Annotated in this window: 9 protein-coding genes and 2 pseudogenes; 8 read left to right on the forward strand and 3 right to left on the reverse strand. The window is 36.9% G+C overall.

Going from position 1 to position 19,048, the window contains the following annotated elements; translation table 11 throughout:
- Nucleotides 1-4: 4 nt before the first annotated feature.
- The gene (gene malT / locus OC457_RS14400) at nucleotides 5-2,719 is read right to left on the reverse strand and encodes an HTH-type transcriptional regulator MalT (protein ID WP_080174028.1); all 2,715 of its coding nucleotides are present in this window, start codon (nucleotides 2,717-2,719) and stop codon (nucleotides 5-7) included.
- 324 nt (nucleotides 2,720-3,043) lie between these two features.
- Between malT and OC457_RS14405 the strand changes: the two genes are divergently transcribed.
- On the forward strand, nucleotides 3,044-5,503 hold the full coding sequence (locus tag OC457_RS14405; protein ID WP_080174029.1) for a glycogen/starch/alpha-glucan phosphorylase: 2,460 nt from the start codon (nucleotides 3,044-3,046) through the stop codon (nucleotides 5,501-5,503).
- A 153-nt stretch (nucleotides 5,504-5,656) separates the two neighbouring features.
- Nucleotides 5,657-6,169 (forward strand): annotated as a pseudogene (locus tag OC457_RS14410) (4-alpha-glucanotransferase); the annotation flags it as partial.
- A gap of 5 nt (nucleotides 6,170-6,174) precedes the next feature.
- Here OC457_RS14410 and OC457_RS14415 read toward each other — a convergent pair.
- The gene (locus OC457_RS14415) at nucleotides 6,175-7,119 is read right to left on the reverse strand and encodes an IS1595-like element ISPma1 family transposase (RefSeq protein ID WP_080176628.1); all 945 of its coding nucleotides are present in this window, start codon (nucleotides 7,117-7,119) and stop codon (nucleotides 6,175-6,177) included.
- 75 nt (nucleotides 7,120-7,194) lie between these two features.
- Here OC457_RS14415 and malQ point away from each other — a divergent pair.
- The 3 genes and pseudogenes from malQ to OC457_RS14430 form a co-directional block, all read left to right on the forward strand.
- A pseudogene (malQ, locus tag OC457_RS14420) lies at nucleotides 7,195-8,874 on the forward strand (4-alpha-glucanotransferase); the annotation flags it as partial.
- A 13-nt stretch (nucleotides 8,875-8,887) separates the two neighbouring features.
- On the forward strand, nucleotides 8,888-10,870 hold the full coding sequence (gene glgB, locus OC457_RS14425) for a 1,4-alpha-glucan branching protein GlgB (RefSeq protein WP_080174031.1): 1,983 nt from the start codon (nucleotides 8,888-8,890) through the stop codon (nucleotides 10,868-10,870).
- A gap of 33 nt (nucleotides 10,871-10,903) precedes the next feature.
- Nucleotides 10,904-12,538, forward strand: a complete 1,635-nt coding sequence (locus OC457_RS14430) for a glycoside hydrolase family 13 protein (protein WP_096777829.1) — start codon at nucleotides 10,904-10,906, stop codon at nucleotides 12,536-12,538.
- A 78-nt stretch (nucleotides 12,539-12,616) separates the two neighbouring features.
- On the opposite strand, the gene glgX is transcribed toward OC457_RS14430, so the two are convergent.
- The gene (gene glgX / locus OC457_RS14435; RefSeq protein ID WP_080174033.1) at nucleotides 12,617-14,569 is read right to left on the reverse strand and encodes a glycogen debranching protein GlgX; all 1,953 of its coding nucleotides are present in this window, start codon (nucleotides 14,567-14,569) and stop codon (nucleotides 12,617-12,619) included.
- Nucleotides 14,570-14,822: 253 nt separating this feature from the next.
- Between glgX and OC457_RS14440 the strand changes: the two genes are divergently transcribed.
- The 3 genes from OC457_RS14440 (at nucleotide 14,823) to OC457_RS14450 (ending at nucleotide 19,018) form a co-directional block, all read left to right on the forward strand.
- Complete coding sequence (locus tag OC457_RS14440; RefSeq protein WP_080174034.1) at nucleotides 14,823-16,241, forward strand: carbohydrate porin; 1,419 nt, start codon at nucleotides 14,823-14,825, stop codon at nucleotides 16,239-16,241.
- Nucleotides 16,242-16,305: 64 nt separating this feature from the next.
- Nucleotides 16,306-17,193, forward strand: a complete 888-nt coding sequence (locus tag OC457_RS14445) for a MalM family protein (protein WP_080174035.1) — start codon at nucleotides 16,306-16,308, stop codon at nucleotides 17,191-17,193.
- A gap of 43 nt (nucleotides 17,194-17,236) precedes the next feature.
- A complete protein-coding gene (locus OC457_RS14450) occupies nucleotides 17,237-19,018 on the forward strand; it encodes an alpha-amylase family protein (protein ID WP_080174036.1) in 1,782 nt (593 codons plus the stop codon).
- Nucleotides 19,019-19,048: the final 30 nt, after the last annotated feature.

Genomic DNA, 19,048 nt, shown 5'->3' on the forward strand with positions numbered 1-19,048 from the left:
TTTTTTATGCCGCTAATCCAATGAGTTTTAATAAACTTTCAGCAGTTTCAATAGCTTGGTGGCGATTGATGATGTTCAATTTTTGATACAAATTACGAATGTGGGTTTTAATTGTTGTCGCTGCGACATCAAGTTCATTTGATATTTGCTCATTACTATAACCGGCATAAATTAGCCCTAATACTTGCCATTCACGTTGTGTGAGTGGGCTAGAACGAATAAGTTCTGGAATATTTGGTAGAGCTAATAGTTTATCAACAAAATTCTCATCAAAATGTACGACACGAGCCCGCTCTTTGCTGGTCATTTCTCGTAATAAATATTGGCAACGATGCAGTGTTAACTCGTCTAATTTTTTATGTTCAACAAGCGTTTGAAGTAATGCATTGATATCATCGCCAACGCATAAAAAGTCACTGATCATACCTGAGTGATTACTGACAGTAAGCACTTCATTTAAAGTAGTTAATGCCTGTTGTGATTGTTGTGCTTGTTTATATAATGCCGTTTGAATGATTGCGTTGCGATGATGATCTGTATGTAAATCATGTTCAATACAAGCTTGTTGCATGGTGTTAAGTAACTGTTGTGCTTGATCTGTTTCGTTTAATAAGAGATGAGCTCTGACAATATTACGGGCGTGTAATTGTTGAAAATGATTACAATATGATTGTGGTGGTGTAATGGATAGCAACCAGTCTTTAATAGCATTAGTATCGTTTTTAGCCTGCCAATACAGAAGGCAACTAAAATCATGGTTTGCTAACCAATCAATATGATATGAGGTGTTTTTAACTAAATCATTGCATATATCAAGATAGCGGGTTGCCTTATCTAATTCGCCTCTAGAGATTGCAATTCTAGCGAGCATCGAATAGGCATGTAATGATTTTGATTTATCAAATGGCGCTAAAATTTCAATGCATTTATGGGTACATTGTTCAGCGTCATCTAAACGATGCCAACACCATAAAATTTGTGCTTTTAAACGTAAAGTAAACTCATGTAATGGAACTTGCTGTAAATGCTGTTCTTGAATGAGCTTAGTGGCGCTCTCTAATAATTCAAATGCATGATGAATAGCACCTTGAGCAATCAGAATCTCAGATTGTTGAAGTAATGCCCATAATGCTTGATGATAAAAATGGTATTGACGTGCCATTTTTTCAGTTTGTTGCATCATAGATAACGCTTGCGTTAAATTACCTAAACAATGATGAACTTCCCCTATGACAGATGTTGCAACAATACGACTACGATAAGTTGTTGCAGGAAGTTGTCCTAACGATAACTCTGCAAGTTTAAGTGCTTGTTGAGGCTTACTTTGATTAATAGCAACTTGCGCACGTAGTGCATTAAATTCGCCTTGAATTGCATCATCGATTGTTAGTTTTCGAGCGATTAGCTCTGCTTCACTTTGTGATAATAGTTCGCCAACATCATTATAACGATGTTGACTTTGTGCGAGCCATGCTTTTATTAAACATAAACGTGGTGAGCCAAATAAAACGTCTTGATTGAGTTTATTAATGGCATCTTCAAGTAAATTTAACTCACCTTGATGGAACATACTCCAACCATGAGTTGATAATAAATTGGTTAATAATGATTGATTTTCACTTTTGAGGGCATGAATCAATGCTTGTTGATAATTATGCTGTTTTATCCATGCGTTTGCTGCATTTTCATGTAATTTACACTGTTGTTGAGGGATCGTGGCATAGCGTTGATGGCGTAAAAACTCAGCAAATAAATGATGGAAACGATACCAATTATTATCGCCTTCTAAAGGTGTTAAAAATAAGCCAAAGCGATTGAGTGACTCTAACATGGCTAAAGCATCAGATCGTCCGGTTAATTCAGTAATGAGTTCAGCATTAAACATGTCTAATATTGAGCAATGTAATAAAAAATCTTTAATATCTTCACTCAATTGATCAAAGACTTCTTCAGCTAAGTAATCCCATAAATGGCTACGATTAAAATTAACTAAGGAATGTGCTGAGTCGGCCAACAAATTCGGTTTTTGTTTTGCATGTAAAGCAATCAATTGTAATGCTGATGGCCAGCCTTCAACTTGTTGACGTAAGCTACTGAGTAATTGGCCTTCAACATGATCAGTCACTCGTTGGTGAAAAAAGCGTTGGGTTTCTTCTTCATCAAAAGCAAGTCCATCGAGATCGACTTCAAGTAACAAATCACGAATACGTAAATTCGCTGTTCCTAATGGTGGGACAGTACGACTGGTGACAACAAGTGTAATATTATCAGGCATGTGCTTTAAGAAAAAACGCATTCCTTCATGAATACTGTCATTGTCAATAACATGATAATCATCTAATACGATGTAACATAATGCTTGATAATCGGCTAATTCAGCAAAAAGAGCATTCATTAAGGTAGTAATACAAGCAAACTGACGGCGCTCAGCCATTGCTTGAGTTTTTAAACAGCTATTATCAGTGGCTTTATTTATTGCTTGCAGAAAATAATTAACAAACCGAAAACTCTCATTGTCGTTTTCATCAATGTTAAACCAACCCGTATGTGGAATATCTTTTAGCCATTGCGCTGCCATGGTAGTTTTTCCATAACCCGCTGGTGAGCGAAAGAGGACTAATCGATAATTATTAGCTTGGTTCAGATTATCAAGGAGGCGAGGTCGTAAAATCGCGTTGTGTAATCGTGCTGGGCGAGTAAGTTTAGAAGGTATCCACATAATTAAGCTCTTTAAAGATCCATCATTTAAGGCTAGATATAGAAACGTATACGATAAACGTATTGCTATTTAGACGTACTGTAACCCTCGGTACGATACAAACAAGATATCTCATCATTCTGACCTTTCTCATCCCTATAATTTTGAGCTATCTCACAAAATATGTTGATGCGGTGACGGATTTTTGCTCGTCGACTACCAATGTTTTTCCTACGCCCTTTATCCTCCTCCCCATAATCCTTTTATTAGGATGATGTTTGATTGTTTGAATCAGTGCAGCATAGGTACTAATCAATTAATTAAATCTTACAGTGAGACAGAACAATGAAAAAGCGTGGTCAAACACAACAATTTGATAAAGCCTCATTTAAGGCTTCAGTTAAAAAACATTTAATTACTACCTATGCTCAAAATATTGAAACTGCCAGTGATAAGCATTGGTATTTAGCTGTTGGCAAAGCGCTTGCTGAAATTAGCACTGGTAACTTACTTGAAACAGAAAAGCGTGTTGCTAATGCACAAACGCGTAGTGTTAACTACTTTTCATTAGAATTTTTAATTGGTCGTTTAACGGGCAATAATTTAATTAGTCTTGGTTTATATGAACAAATTAGTGACGCTGTTGCTGAACTTGGTTTGCAGTTAACTGATCTATTAGAACAAGAGCGAGATCCTGCATTAGGCAATGGTGGCTTAGGTCGTTTAGCTGCGTGTTTTATGGATTCGTTAGCAGCTCAAGAATTTCCTTCTGTTGGTTATGGCTTGCATTATCAATATGGTTTATTCCAACAATCATTTATTGATGGTCATCAAATTGAATTACCCGATGCATGGCGTGCCGCTGAGGGCTATCCTTGGGAAGTTCAACGTCCAGAGTTAAATAAATTTGTTGGCCTATATGGTGATGTTAGTACTTATACTGATGAAAAAGGACAGCAGCATCGACGTTGGAATCCTGCGGTCACATTACAAGGTATTGCGTGGGATTTACCTATTATTGGTTATCAAAACCAGTCGGTATTTCCGTTACGTTTATGGGAATGTCGAGCTCCTGTACCATTTAACTTAGCGAAGTTTAATGATGGTGATTATGTTGGCGCACAGCAAACACAAATTGCGGCAGGTAATGTAACTAAGATACTGTATCCAAATGATAATCACGACCAAGGTAAAGTATTACGTTTAACGCAGCAATATTTCCATTGTGCTTGTTCAATTGCTGATATTATTTGTCGTCATCTTAAAAATGGTCATGAAATTAAGTCGTTATCAAAATTTGAAGCAATACAGCTTAACGATACCCATCCAACTATTGCTATTCCAGAGTTGATGCGAGTGTTATTAGATGAGCATAAATTAAGTTGGAATGACGCATGGGAAATTGTTTCAAACACCTTTGCTTACACTAACCACACCTTATTGCCAGAAGCATTAGAAACATGGAGTGAAGCTTTAATTGGGGAATTATTACCTCGCCATTTAGAGATCATTTTTGAAATAAATCATCGTCTAATGGTGCAAGTTGAAGCTAAATGGCCGGGTAATAATGAAGTAAAACGCAAACTTTCTATTATCGCGGAAGGTAAGTCGCGGATGGTTCGTATGGCGAACCTTTGCGTAGCAAGTACTTATGCAGTTAATGGTGTTGCGGCACTGCACTCAGAATTAGTCAAACGCGATTTATTCCCAGAGTTTGATGAATTATTTCCTGGGCGTCTACAAAATGTGACCAATGGAATTACGCCTCGTCGTTGGCTTAAATATTGTAATCCACAATTATCAGCTTTAATTAGTGAAAAAATTGGTACTGAGTGGCCTGCACATTTGGAACAATTAGAAGCAATTTCTCAGTTTGCTAATGATACTAAATTTCAGCAGCGTTTTGCTGAGATAAAAAAACAAAATAAACAACGTTTTGCTGATTGGGTTGCTGAAAATCTGGATATTGAATTAGATACGAATGCTATTTTTGATGTGCAGATTAAACGGCTACATGAATATAAACGTCAGCATTTAAATTTATTACATATATTATCGCTATACCATCGTTTATTAAATGATCCAACATTTGATATGCATCCTCGAGTATTTATTTTTGCAGCTAAAGCAGCACCGGGTTATGCCTTAGCGAAAGATATTATTTATGCCATTAATAAAGTAGCCGATAAAGTAAATAACGATCCTCGCTTAGAGGGTAAGTTGAAAGTGGTTTTTGTGCCTGATTATCGCGTTAGCTTAGCTGAAATTATTATTCCTGCGGCAGATGTATCAGAACAAATATCAACTGCTGGTAAAGAAGCCTCTGGTACGGGTAATATGAAGTTAGCACTTAATGGTGCATTAACGATTGGTACGATGGATGGTGCTAACGTTGAAATCCGTGAAGAAGTCGGCGATGACAATATCTTTATCTTTGGTTTATTAGTTGATGATGTTGAAAAACTAAAAGCTGAGGGTTACAACCCCCATGCTTATTATGAGCAAGATAGTTTATTAAAAGCATCCATTGATTTATTAGATAATAATGAATTTGATGTTACGGATTGTGCTGCGTTTTCTAATATTCGTCATAACCTATTAGAGGGCGGCGATCCCTATTTAGTTCTGGCTGATTTTGCTGACTATGTGAACGCACATAATCGTATTGATGCGGAATACCGTAATCAAACTCAGTGGGTTAAAAAGACTATTTTAAATACTGCATTAGTAGGTAAGTTTAGTTCTGATAGAAGTATTCGTGATTATGTAAACAATATTTGGAAACTAACTGCACTGCCTAAGTAATATTAATTCTGCATTGATGCCAGACTTGGCATCAATGCTAATTATTTTTTTTATTATTTTATAATATTTATTTTTTAACGGATTAAATTTTTAATAATTTGATCGTGATAAATAGCATCGTAGTGGAAATAATTGCCGCTTATGGAGAAAACAATGAAAGATAGCCAAGTATTAAAACAAGTGGCAAAAGCTGCGGGAATTGCTGATAGTTATATTAGTGCTTGGGGAGAAGAAACCCCAGTTGCAGACGAAACGTTACGTCATTTATTAGCAGCGTTAGGATATGACGTACGTAATGATGAAATGCTATTAGAGTCAAGTACTAAACATAATCGTGTTGAAGTCTTAGCCGATGTAAAAGTTGTTCGTAGTGGTGAGCCTGTCCACATTGAGCTGCAATTAGGTGCGAGCGCAAGAGTGAGCGATTTTAGTTGGCGTTTAATCGCAGAAAGTGGTGAAGTTTTTGAAGGTTGGTTACAGTCTCAACTGGTTAGTGATACACGATCAGAGGGCGGACCCTTAGTATTTTCATTACCTGAATTAGCATGTGGCTATCACCATTTTGAATTAACGCGTAAACGTCGTAAATCTCCGTATTTAATGACACTTATTGTTGCACCGACAGCTTGTTATAAACAACAGCCATTATTAGATGATAAAAAAATACCTGATTACCACCGAGACTCAGCCAGCGTTAATAATTTCTCTGGCATCGGTGGTGATTTTGCACCACATTTAATTAGCGTATTGAATATATCTTCAACTCGAAACCGATAATTAAATCGAAAACAGAATTCACCAAGATAACGAGGAATATGCTTTTCTCTAATTGCGTGATATGTCCCTTTTATCGAATTTTTAACGTTACCAATCATGGTATCGACCCAATAAAATGCAGCTTCATATTGGTGAAGTTCTTTACCATTTTTTGGTAATGAACCATGAATAATATCTGCTGCTAACAGACCATTAAAACAGGGTAAACCATCTGATATGACTAACGTTTTTTCTTGTAAATGCTTTTTAGCCCAATCTGTAATTTCTTGTTTTTTAAAACAAGAAACAACACTTAGCCGCATATAAATAGGATGACCTTCTTCATTCAAAGAGATCGCTGATACAAAAGGTGTTTTACCTTTGGCACCACGTCCTCGCTTTCCTTTTTGTTTACCTCCAATATATGCATCATCCAATTGCACGATATTGCCTAACTTTCGATTATCATCATGCTCTTTCATCACTTGCATGAGCTTATGTTTTATTCGCCATGCTGCGTTATAAGAAACCCCTAATTTACGCTTTAGCTCTAATGCTGAAATACTGTTTTTATCTTGTGTGATGAGATAAATAGCTAAAAACCAAGTAGTTAACGGTAATTTTGAATGGGAAAATAAAGTACCTGCCGTCAATGATGTCTGATGGTGACACTTATTACATTGATATAATGACCGCGATTTAAGTTCACAATAACTTTTAGAAGCACAGGTAGGGCAAACGTAACCATTTTTCCATCGAATATTAAATAAACGCTCTCTACATTGAATTTCTGTCCCATACATTTGCATAAATTCGGGTATAGAAAAGCCTTTCTGAAATTGGATTGAATTCTTAGGCATAACGTCACTCCTATACTTCAATATCTTAAAGTATAGGAGATAATTTAACAGTGGCTGTTAAATAGTGGTAATCAGGAAAAAATATGGGGAACAAGCGTTCAACTCTATTCTATTCGTACCAGCCATAACTGGGGTATTGGTGATTTTGGCGATCTAAAACAATTAGTTATTGATGTTGCTAACGCTGGTGGAGATTTTGTTGGTCTAAATCCGATCCACTCTCTGTTTCCGGCTAACCCTGAAGGTGCGAGTCCATATAGCCCTTCATCTCGTCGCTGGTTAAACCTGCTTTATATTGATGTGAGTTCAGTTGCTGAATTTGCTCAAAATGATAAAGCTCAGCAATTAGTGGGCAGTGCTGAATTCCAACAACGATTAAATGCGGTTCGTGATACTTGTTGGGTTAATTACAGCGAAGTCTCATCATTAAAAATGGCTGTATTACCGTTGTTATATCAGACATTTGTTAGTCGTCATCTGGATAAGCACACGGCAAGAGCTAAGCAATTTTTGCAATTTGTTTCTGATGGTGGTGAGAGTTTATTACATCAAGCGACGTTTGATGCGTTGCATGCTCATTTAAAGCAAGAGAATGATGATGTATGGGGCTGGCCTGTTTTCCCTGAGCAATATCGTCACTTTGGCAACCAAGCAGTACAAGATTTTATTGCTCAAGAATATGAGCAAGTTGAATTATATATGTATCTGCAGTGGTTAGCTGATATACAGCTTGCAGAAGTACACGAATTAGCAAATGAAAAAGGAATGACTCTTGGTTTGTACCGAGATTTAGCCGTTGGTGTGTGTGATTCTGGTGCTGAGACGTGGGCGGATCATGGTGCGCTATGTCAAGATGTAAGTATTGGTGCGCCACCTGATATTTTAGGTCCGCTAGGTCAAAATTGGGGTTTGCCACCATTAAATCCTGAAGTGTTAAAACAAACGGCTTATTTGCCTTTTATTCATTTATTACGTGCCAATATGCGTAATTGTGGAGCACTGCGTATTGATCACGTTTTAGGTCTATTACGATTATGGTGGATCCCTAAAGGTGAAACTGCCAAACAGGGCGCTTATATGTATTACCCTGTTGATGACATGATGGCAATTCTTGCATTAGAAAGTCATCGTCATCAATGTACTGTTATCGGTGAAGATTTGGGTACAGTACCGGATGAAATTATAGAAAAATTGGCTACCGCAGGTATTCACTCTTATAAAGTCTTTTTCTTTGAAACCGCAGAAGATGGTGGTTTCTATTCACCAGCACATTATGCACCACAATCAATGGCAGCATTATGTACCCATGATATGCCAACGCTGCGTGGTTTTTGGCATTGTGATGATCTTAAAATGGGCAAAGAACTAGGGCTTTATCCTAATAGTGAACAGTTAACTCAACTCTTTAATTCTCGTGCAGAGAGTAAGCAACATATTCTAAATAGCCTTAATTGGCATGGTAATTTACCCGAAAATATTGGTTTAGATGCAGCTTACGTTCCTATGGATCGTGAATTAAGTGAGGCAATGCAAGTTCATTTAGCGGGCAGTTCTAGTGCATTATTAAGTTTGCAATTAGAAGATTGGTTAGAAATGGATAAGCCCGTTAATATTCCAGGTACGGTTAATGAATATCCAAACTGGCGTCGTAAGTTATCAACAAATCTAGACGATATTTTTACTCGAGAGACGATCAAACGTTTAACTCAGCGTTTAAATCAAGCCCGTGAAAAAGCGAGTTATAAAGCAGATTAAGGTAAAGGATTATATGAATTTGTCTGTGACTTTTCACAGTGATAATTTACAGCAGCTCGAAAGGGCTGCTTACTGTGATTTAAATCAAATAGTAACATTATTACCTTGCGCTGAATTATTACGTGATCCTGCTGCTATGTGTAACGAAATGGGAGCTCAATTTCGTGAAGTTACGATTAATGGTGCGCTTGTTGCTGGTGTTCGTTTTTTAGTGTACGCCCCGCATGCATCCAGTGTTGCGGTTATTGGTGATTTTAATGGCTGGCATGCTAAAGAGTGTCAATTAACTCGGTTGCAGCAATCTAATATTGATAGTGGTTTATGGGGAATATTCATTCCTAATCTACAGGCTGGTGAACGCTATAAATACCAATTAAGCGATCAGTATGGTAATCAATTACCTGATAAGACTGATCCTTGGGGATATTATGCAGAGCAGTATCCGTCGTTTTGCTCATTAACTTATCAACAATCTTGTTACCAATGGCAAGATGAAATGTGGCAAACGCGACCTGTAACCGCTAAACATCAGCAACCATTATCTTTTTATGAATTGCATGTAGGCTCTTGGCGACGTCACGATAATGGTGATTTTTATACCTATCGTGAATTGGCTCAAACATTGATCCCATATCTAACCGAAATGGGGTATACCCATCTAGAGTTAATGCCGGTTTCAGAGCATCCATTTCATGGCTCATGGGGTTATCAACCGATTGGTTTATTTGCACCAACAAGCCGATTTGGTTCGCCGGATGATTTTAAATATTTCATTGATCAATGCCATCAAGCTGGGCTGGGTGTTGTGTTGGATTGGGTTCCTGCTCATTTCCCTGCTGATGAGCATGGCCTTGCTAATTTTGATGGTACAGCACTTTATAATGATCCCGATCCTCGTCGAGGTTGGCATCAAGATTGGAAAAGCTATATTTATGATTATGGGCGTGATCATGTACGCCAATTTTTAGTATCAAATGCATTATTTTGGTTTGAGCATTTTCATATTGATGGCTTACGCGTTGATGCTGTGGCATCGATGTTGTATTTAGATTATTCCCGTAATGACGGTGAATGGATCCCAAATGCTGATGGTGGTAATTATAATTATGATGCGATCAGTTTATTACGCTGGATCAACGAAGAAGTTTATTCCCATTACCCGAATGCGATGATGATAGCTGAAGAATCTACCGCTTTTCCTGGTGTTTCTAAACCAACAAGTTTAGGCGGCTTAGGTTTTGGCTTTAAATGGAATATGGGCTGGATGCATGACAGTTTGGCTTATATAAAAGAAGAGTCTATTTATCGTCGTTATCATCATAATACTATTACGATGCCGTTACTTTATGCTTTCAGTGAGAACTATATTTTATCACTATCACACGATGAAGTGGTTTATGGTAAAGGCTCGTTAATGAATAAAATGCCAGGTGATGAGTGGCAACAAACGGCAAATTTACGGGCATATTTAGGTTATATGTACGGTCAGCCAGGCAAAAAATTAAACTTCATGGGAACAGAAATTGGGCAGACGGCGGAATGGAATCATGATGATCAATTGCAATGGTTTTTACTGCAATTTGCACGTCATCAGGGTATGAAGCAGTTAGTTAAAGATTTAAATCATATGTATTGTGCTTACCCTGCGCTATACCAATTAGATTGTGATCCTGCTGGTTTTGAATGGCGAATTAGTGATGCAGCCGATGACAGTTTATTAGTGCATGAACGGTTTGATATTGTTGAGAATAAGGTATTAGTTGCGTCTAATTTTACACCAGTTCCAAGAGAACAATATCGAATTGGTGTGCCATTAGAGGGAACATATGAACTGATATTAAATACTGATAATTCTCTATATTGTGGCAGTGATTATTCACTGATTACAACAATTAAAACTGAAGTAAAGGGCAGTCATGGCCTCCCTTATTCAATCGCGATGGTTATACCGCCATTAGCAACCGTATTTTATCGATTCATACCTAATCCCGCATAACGGATACAGTGATAGGAAGTGACAATCATGAGTATATTAACAAATTGGTGGCATGATGCCGTTGTTTATCAAATATATCCCCGTAGTTTTTGTGATTCAAATAATGATGGTATCGGTGATCTTCAGGGCATCATTTCTAAGTTAGATTATTTACAAAACTTAGGGATTAATGTTATTTGGCTATCACCTGTTTATCGCTCACCAATGGATGATAACGGCTATGATATTTCTGATTATCAGAATATTGCGCCTGAATTTGGCACTATGGCTGATATGCAGCAATTGTTAGATGAAGCCAAGTATCGAGGGATTCGAATCATTATGGATTTGGTGGTTAACCATACCTCAGATGAACATCCATGGTTTGTTGCTGCTCAATCATCAAAAGATAATCCATATCGAGATTATTACGTATGGCGAAAGCCTAATGCAGACGGTACGCCCCCAGATGAGCAAGGATCACTCTTTGGGGGTAGTGCATGGCAATATGATGAACAATCAGGCGAATACTACTATCACTTATTCTCCAAACGTCAGCCAGATCTAAATTGGGAGAATCCCGCGGTTCATCATGCTGTATTTGATATGATGAATTGGTGGATAGATAAAGGCATTGGCGGCTTTAGATTAGATGTTATTGATCTGATTGGTAAAGAAGTAGATAAGGGTATCACAGGCAATGGTCAAAACCTGCACCCATTATTGAAAAAAATGAATAAAGCGACATTTGGTAGTAAAGACTTGTTAACGGTGGGTGAAACATGGGGAGCAACGCCTGACATTGCTAAATTATTCAGTGGCGCACAGCGCGACGAGTTATCCATGGTCTTTCAGTTTGAGCACATTACATTAACGTGGAAAAATGGTGATAAGTGGCAACCGATTGATTTTAATTTGCCAGCATTAAAACAAGTGTTAACTAAATGGCAAGTTGAATTAGATAATGAAGGTTGGAATTCTCTATTTTGGAATAATCATGACTTGCCTCGTATTGTGTCTAAATATGGTGATGAAGGGCAATATCGGGTTAAATCAGCAAAAATGCTAGCGACAACATTGCATATGATGAAAGGCACGCCTTATATTTATCAAGGTGAAGAAATTGGCATGACCAATGTTGCGTTTGATTCTATTGATGATTATTGTGACATTGAAACATTGAATTTTTATCATGAGCGCACTGAAAATGGCGTACCTAAAGAAACGATGTTAGCGGCTATACATGAAAATAGCCGTGATAATGCTCGTACGCCAATGCATTGGAATCGTTCAGATTATGCGGGTTTTTCAACTGCGAAGCCTTGGATAAAGGTCAACCCGAATTATCCAGAAATAAATGTGGAAGCGGCACTGCATGATACAGAATCTGTTTTTTATCATTATCAACGACTTATTGAGTTACGACGTGCCTTTCCGTTGATTGTGAGTGGTCGGTTTGTACCGCTATTAGAGCAGCATGAGCAGGTTTTTGCTTACATACGAGAAGATGACCATCAGCAAATAGTAGTTATGAATAACTTTAGTGATCAGAAAGTAGAGATTATATTGCCTGACACTTTATCGCATCGGTGCTTAGAAACGTTAATTAATAATTATGAACCACATGTTCAGTTTACTAATAAACTGTTACTACAACCTTATGAATCATTTGCTGCGTTAATTGTTTAGTTAATTATTTAGTTAATCAATAACTGGTTATAATAATGCCGACGTTAATTTCGTCGGCATTTTTATTTTTTGATTTATTTAATTTGAACGATACAAGATAGACATGGAATGCGCGGGTTGAAGATAAGAAACATTAATATCATCGATAATTATGTTTTTGGTGCTGGTATCACACACAATATTCCACTTGCTGCCGACGGGTAAATTAAAGGTTAGGGGCCTATTTGTTCCATTAACTAAATAGAGCAATTCGCCATGATTATTAAATAGATTAATATATAAAGAAAAATGATCAATATCGAGCCATTGTTGTGGTGTAATTTGGATACCACTAGCGTTTGACCAAGTAATACTATTTTTTGTTCTATTTTCATTACTGAATGCACGAATAACATCCGGCATGATTTGTTGGCGAATAGAGATCATATCAGCAAGCCATTTTTGGAAAGCGTTATCTATTTTAGATAAATTCCAATTTGCCCAACTAATCGTTGTATCTTGGCAATATGCATTATTATTACCTTGTTGACTATGAGATAAACTATCAACAGCAAGTAGATGTGGAATACCAAAGCTAAATAATAAAGAAACCATTAAATTACGTTTTTGTTGATCCCGTAATAATAAAATAGCGGGATTATCGGTATCACCTTCAACGCCATGATTATTCGAACGGTTATCACTGTGTCCATCACGATTATTTTCACCATTCGCATCATTATGTTTATTATTAAAAGACACAAGATCTTGAAGGGTGAAACCATCATGGTAACTAATAAAGTTAACTGGTAGTTTTTGAGGCCAACGACTAGCACTAAATATGTCTCGAGAACCCATTAGGCGTGTTGCAAAATTTTTGGCTAAATTAGGTTGTTGTAACCAATAACTTTTTGTTATATCTCGGAATTTATCATTACATTCATGCCAATTATCAGGATAGTTTCCTAATTGATATCCATTAGGTCCAATATCCCAAGGTTCAGCGATAAGTTTTACCTTTTGTAAAATAGGGTCTTGGGCTATAGCCATAAAGAACGCATTATGTGCCGAGAAGTTTTCATGATCGCGTCCAAGTGTCGTTGCAAGATCAAATCGAAAACCGTCGATATGATATTCTTTTACCCAATGACGTAAGCTATCTAAAACAAGGGTTAAGCTAGCTTGGTGGGTTAAATCTAAGGTATTACCACAGCCGGTATAATTCATACACCGTTCGTGTTCATTACGAAGGTAATACTCCTGATCAAGGGCTTTTAGGTGAAAGCATGGACCATTATTATCACCTTCGGCCGTATGATTAAAGACCACATCTAAAATGACCTCAATATCATGTCGATGCAATTCTTTTACCATCAGTTTAAGTTCTGTCACCGCATCATTTTTTGCATAATCAGGATGAGGTGCCATAAAACAGACACTGTTATACCCCCAAAAATTGGTTAAGTTATTATCAATTAAGTGTGGTTCAGTGACAAATGAAACGATGGGTAATAATTGAATGCTAGTGATAGATTGTTGTTTAAAAAATTCAATAATATCAGGCTGACACAGACCTAAATAGTTTCCTTGGTAAGACGGTGCAATAGTAGGGTGTTGCTGAGTGAAGCCTTTAACATGCAATTCAAACAGTATTGTTTTTTCAATAGGGTGATTAGGGGCGTAGTCATCTTCCCAATCAAAACAATGATCAACAACCACTGATTTGGATAGTGTCCAACTTTGTTCTGCATCTAAAGGATAGTGATATACTAGAGGTTTACTTAGTTTATGAGCATAAGGATCGAGTAATAGACGACTATTACCATTGTTATCGGTAATTTTATAGCCATACTTTGTAGATGATTTTATATTTGGAATAAAGACATAATATATAATTTGGTCATCAGTGTTTAAACTATATTCATAAAAGTCATTATCATTTTCAAATATAATTAATGAAATAATATTATCTGGACTATGAACAGAAAAATTACAGCCATCTTTATGTAAAGTTGCTCCTAAAGGAAATGGCGAGCCGTGTTCTTTTTTCATTTAATTATCTCTGATTTTTATTATATATATTGTTGCTTCCTATTTTACTACTAAATTTTATATTTCTTATCATCCTCATTAATGTGATGAATATCACCAACTAAGTTAAGTGAGATATTTCTACGCCCTAAATATCACCCTTAGAAATAATTAAAAGAGGAGGATGTTTACGTTCATGGTTCTAGGGAATACTAGATCTAAAGGGTTGCCCTACAGCGACTATTTATTATTACAAACATAAAGGGACACATGGATGAAATTCACATTGATGCCAATCGCAGCAGCATTGTTAGTCGCACTTACGTCGACAACTGTTTTTGCCGCAGATACACAAGACTCTAATAATGTTGATGCAGATGTTATTGCTGCAGAAACTCAACCTATTGAATCACAATCGACGGTTGAAATGTTGACGGATGGCTGGGAAGTGAATGGTTATGGTTCAATGAACTATCGTTCAAATTCCGATTTTCAATCATTTGATTCTGAATTAGGAAAGCCTGATTACCGAACGGCTGGTACGTCAGGTAAGAGTGCTAACCAAGTTGAATTTGTAGTTAAGAAGAAAACATCATTTTCAAATGGCGTTAAGAGTGATTTTGTTGTTCGTGCTGAGTATGGTAACGGTGATTCTTACTACTACAGCTCACCAGGTGCAGAAAAGACCAACACTGTTGCTCAATTTGAAGTTAAAGAGGCTTATATTGCTTTAGCTAATTTACCTTATTTAGGTGATGGTACTGAAATTTGGGCTGGTCGTCGTTATTTTAATCGTGCAGCTGGTATTCTAACCGGTGAGTTTTGGAAACAATCATCAGGTATGGGTGCTGGTTTTGAAACCACATTAGCCAATGAAAATAAAATGGGTATTGCTTTAGTCTCTGCGGATCCAGAAGCGGGTTATGGGATTAATTGGGAAAACCCAGATTTTCAACCAGCGCGTCCAGCTGACGGCGATCGTACCACGGTGCACTCACTAGATTTGTATTATTACAATGTAAAAGCATTAGGTGGTAGTTTTGATTTTGACGCTAAAATCATGAAACGCGCAGATGAAAAACTAACGGATGATCAAGCTAAAGATGGTTATGGTTTTGCAGTAACATATAACCGTGATTACTACGGTTTAGATGGCTGGACCCAAACGGCATTGGCTTATGGACATGGTATGGCTTCTAACCGTGGTGTGAACTTTGGTCAGTGGAGTGGTGATTGGCTGAAAGATTCTAAATCCTGGTTTGCAACATCATACGGTGTGTTAAATATTAATGATCGCTGGCAGATGGGTTCTGAATTAACGTACTGGGCACCACAAGACATGAACTGGGGAGCAACGGCTGATGGTAAAGATAAAGTGACTCGTTTTATTGCCGCATTCCGTCCTACTTACAAAGTTAATAATAATTTCCGTTTAGAAATGACAGGCTCATACGCAATTGAAAAAATAAATGGTAATAACTGGGGGCGTGAAGATGATGCTACTAACTTCTATAGCTTAGAGCTTGCGCCTGTCTTTACTGTTAATGCTGATTACTTTGGACGTCCACAGATTAAGCCTTACGTAACATGGGTTAGCACTTCTGATGCCGCGGCTGCTGGTGCTATCGGGATCACTGATGCAAATGAGAAAGATCAATTTGTGTTTGGTATTCACGCTGAAGTCTGGTTCTAAGACGACATATTTATTAAAGGCAGCTTAATTGCTGCCTTTTGTATTTATAACGAGGAGATAAAATATGCAAATTATAAAAAAACGTACAGTTTTGATCATGGCGCTATTGGGTATTACGGGATGTAGTAATACCGATACTGTGTCGACAAATAACGTGTCGCCAATGATTAATCAGGCTGCTTGTTGCTCATCTTATTCCCAATTTTCATGGATACCGTTGCAAGGTACTGATATTTCTGTCGCAATTAATGCTCAATCACAAATTGGTCAATTTCCTGATGGAAAAAGTTATTTTGCTGCGTTTTCTTTACCTAGCCATGTAGAACAAATGCAAGTGAAATTGGATAGTATTATCAGAAAGGATCAGGTTTTTGCTCCTACGGTTATTTTATTAAATGCCAATTTTCAACCAGTAAAAACAATTGATTTAAAAGATTTCACATTAACATCTTCTAATTTATTACAACGTGCTGCCTATCAAAAAACAATCATGATGACCGCAACAAAAACGCCTTATATGATTGTTTATTCATCAGAAAAATGCCGTGGTGATACGATCACTATTCCGCATCCTGAACGTATACGCGCTGAAGAATTAGGCTTGCCACGTCCTATTGTTACCGATCCTGAAATAAAATATGCATTAACAGGGCAATTACACTTAGCATTTAAGCCAACGCAATTAAAAAGCTATCAGGTATCGACTCCTGCTTTAGCACCACAAGCAATAATTGCTGATTCCTCTGTAACACCTAAAGTTGTCGCAAAAGCACCAACGGCTGTTGCTGTCGCTAGTAGTGTCATGCTGCCAGAAACAGAAGCGTTTTATAATCAACAAATAACAAGCGCAATTAAACAGAAGAATATCAAAAAAGCACTGCAGTTATTAGATGAAGCGAAACGTGCAGGTTCTACTTCTGCAGAGGCTGTCTTTGTTGATTTAGTTCAATAATAAAGTATTACAACGTAAATAAAGATCGTTACAGGGATGTTTAATGACACAATTAAAGAGTAAAGCGATTGTCTATCAGGTTTTTACGCGATTATTCGGTAATAAAAATACAACGAATAAGCCGTGGGGAACACGTCAAGAAAATGGTGTTGGAAAATTTTCTGATTTTACAGATAAAGCTTTAGCTGAAATTAAAAATCTTGGTGTCACGCATATTTGGTATACCGGAGTCCCTCATCACGCCTTAGTGGGGGATTATACTCAATATGGAATTGTTAATGACCATCCTGCTGTTGTTAAGGGGCGAGCGGGTTCGCCTTATGCAGTGAAAGATTATTATAATGTGAACCCTGATCTTGCGATAGATCCTGCACAACGATTAAATGAGTTTGTTGCACTGATTGAACGTAGTCATCAACATGGATTGAAAGTTATTATTGATATTGTTCCTAACCATGTTGCTAGAGAATATCAGGGATTAACTAACCCTACATTTATTAAAGATTTTGGTATTAATGATGATATAACTGTGGCGTATCATCGTGATAATAATTTTTATTATATTCCACATACCAGCTTTCATTTACCTGAGTTTGATCGTTTTTCTTTGCCTCTTGGGGGTGAAAAACGGCCATTATTATTGACTCCTTTTGTTGAATTTCCTGCTAAATGGACGGGGAACGGCTCTCGATTAGCCCAGCCTACTTGTGATGATTGGTATGAAACGGTAAAAATTAATTATGGTATACGTCCTGATGGAAGCAAAGATTTTGCTTGTTTACCTGCGGAGTATGCTCAGTATGGCTATGAAGACCATTATTTATTCTGGCAGCGTAAAGACGTTCCTGATTCATGGTTGAAATTTTATGATATTGCAATGTATTGGTTAGCATTGGGTGTTGATGGTTTCCGTTATGATATGGCTGAAATGGTTCCTGTTGAATTTTGGAGTTTTTTAAATTCAGCGATTAAAAATAAAAAACCAGACACCTTTTTACTGGCTGAAGTATATCAACCTCAGTTATATCGAGATTATATACATCTAGGAAAAATGGATTATCTTTATAATAAAATTGACCTCTATGACACTTTAAAAGCGATTATTCGAGGAGAAAAAACAACCGACGTATTAGTGGGTGTAAAATCTGACCTTATTGATATAGAACATCAGATGTTGAATTTCCTTGAAAATCATGATGAGCAACGAATACCAAGTCCTGATTTTGCGAGTTTTGCTGAAAATGGTAAGCCAGCGATGGTTGTGTCTACATTATTAAGTAGTTCACCGACAATGGTTTATTTTGGTCAGGAAGTTGGAGAACCCGCCGCTGAAGATGCCGGTTTTGGTTTGGCGTCGCGAACAACAATATTTGACTATTTTGGCGTACCTCATCATCAACGTTGGATGAATAATGGAGAATTTGATGGTGGTCTGCTAACTGAATCAGAAAAATATTTACGGCTATTTTATCAACGACTTTTAAATTTTGCAAAAAATAGCCAGGCGGTAATGGAAGAGTATTATGACTTGCATAGTTATAATCGTCAGATAAATGCTAATTATACGGATAAATTATTTGCTTTTAGCCGTTATAACGAAACTGAAAAAATAATCACTTTGGTTAATTTTGAAAATCAGCAAAGTAAATTAAGTTCGTTATTTATTCCAGTAGAATTAATTAGTCGGTGGTCTCTTAACGATGGTGATTATTTATTAAATGATATATTAGAGCCAACACGTAAAATTAAATTTTCAGTTAAAAAAGGCAAAGGGGAAATAATATTATCATTAGATAAACTTGATTGTTATATTCTTCAACTATGAGTGAAAATATGTTGTACAAATAGTGCTCTT

The sequence above is a fragment of the Photobacterium toruni genome, assembly GCF_024529955.1.
GTDB classification, from domain to species: Bacteria; Pseudomonadota; Gammaproteobacteria; order Enterobacterales; family Vibrionaceae; genus Photobacterium; species Photobacterium toruni.

What these genes read in the sequence shown, in the direction of transcription:
- malT (WP_080174028.1), bottom strand. Translation starts at nt 2,719, where the DNA reads ATGTGGATACCTTCTAAACTTACTCGCCCAGCACGATTACACAACGCG.
- OC457_RS14405 (WP_080174029.1), top strand. Translation starts at nt 3,044, where the DNA reads ATGAAAAAGCGTGGTCAAACACAACAATTTGATAAAGCCTCATTTAAG.
- OC457_RS14415 (WP_080176628.1), bottom strand. Translation starts at nt 7,119, where the DNA reads ATGCCTAAGAATTCAATCCAATTTCAGAAAGGCTTTTCTATACCCGAA.
- glgB (WP_080174031.1), top strand. Translation starts at nt 8,888, where the DNA reads ATGAATTTGTCTGTGACTTTTCACAGTGATAATTTACAGCAGCTCGAA.
- glgX (WP_080174033.1), bottom strand. Translation starts at nt 14,569, where the DNA reads ATGAAAAAAGAACACGGCTCGCCATTTCCTTTAGGAGCAACTTTACAT.
- OC457_RS14440 (WP_080174034.1), top strand. Translation starts at nt 14,823, where the DNA reads ATGAAATTCACATTGATGCCAATCGCAGCAGCATTGTTAGTCGCACTT.
- OC457_RS14445 (WP_080174035.1), top strand. Translation starts at nt 16,306, where the DNA reads ATGCAAATTATAAAAAAACGTACAGTTTTGATCATGGCGCTATTGGGT.
- OC457_RS14450 (WP_080174036.1), top strand. Translation starts at nt 17,237, where the DNA reads ATGACACAATTAAAGAGTAAAGCGATTGTCTATCAGGTTTTTACGCGA.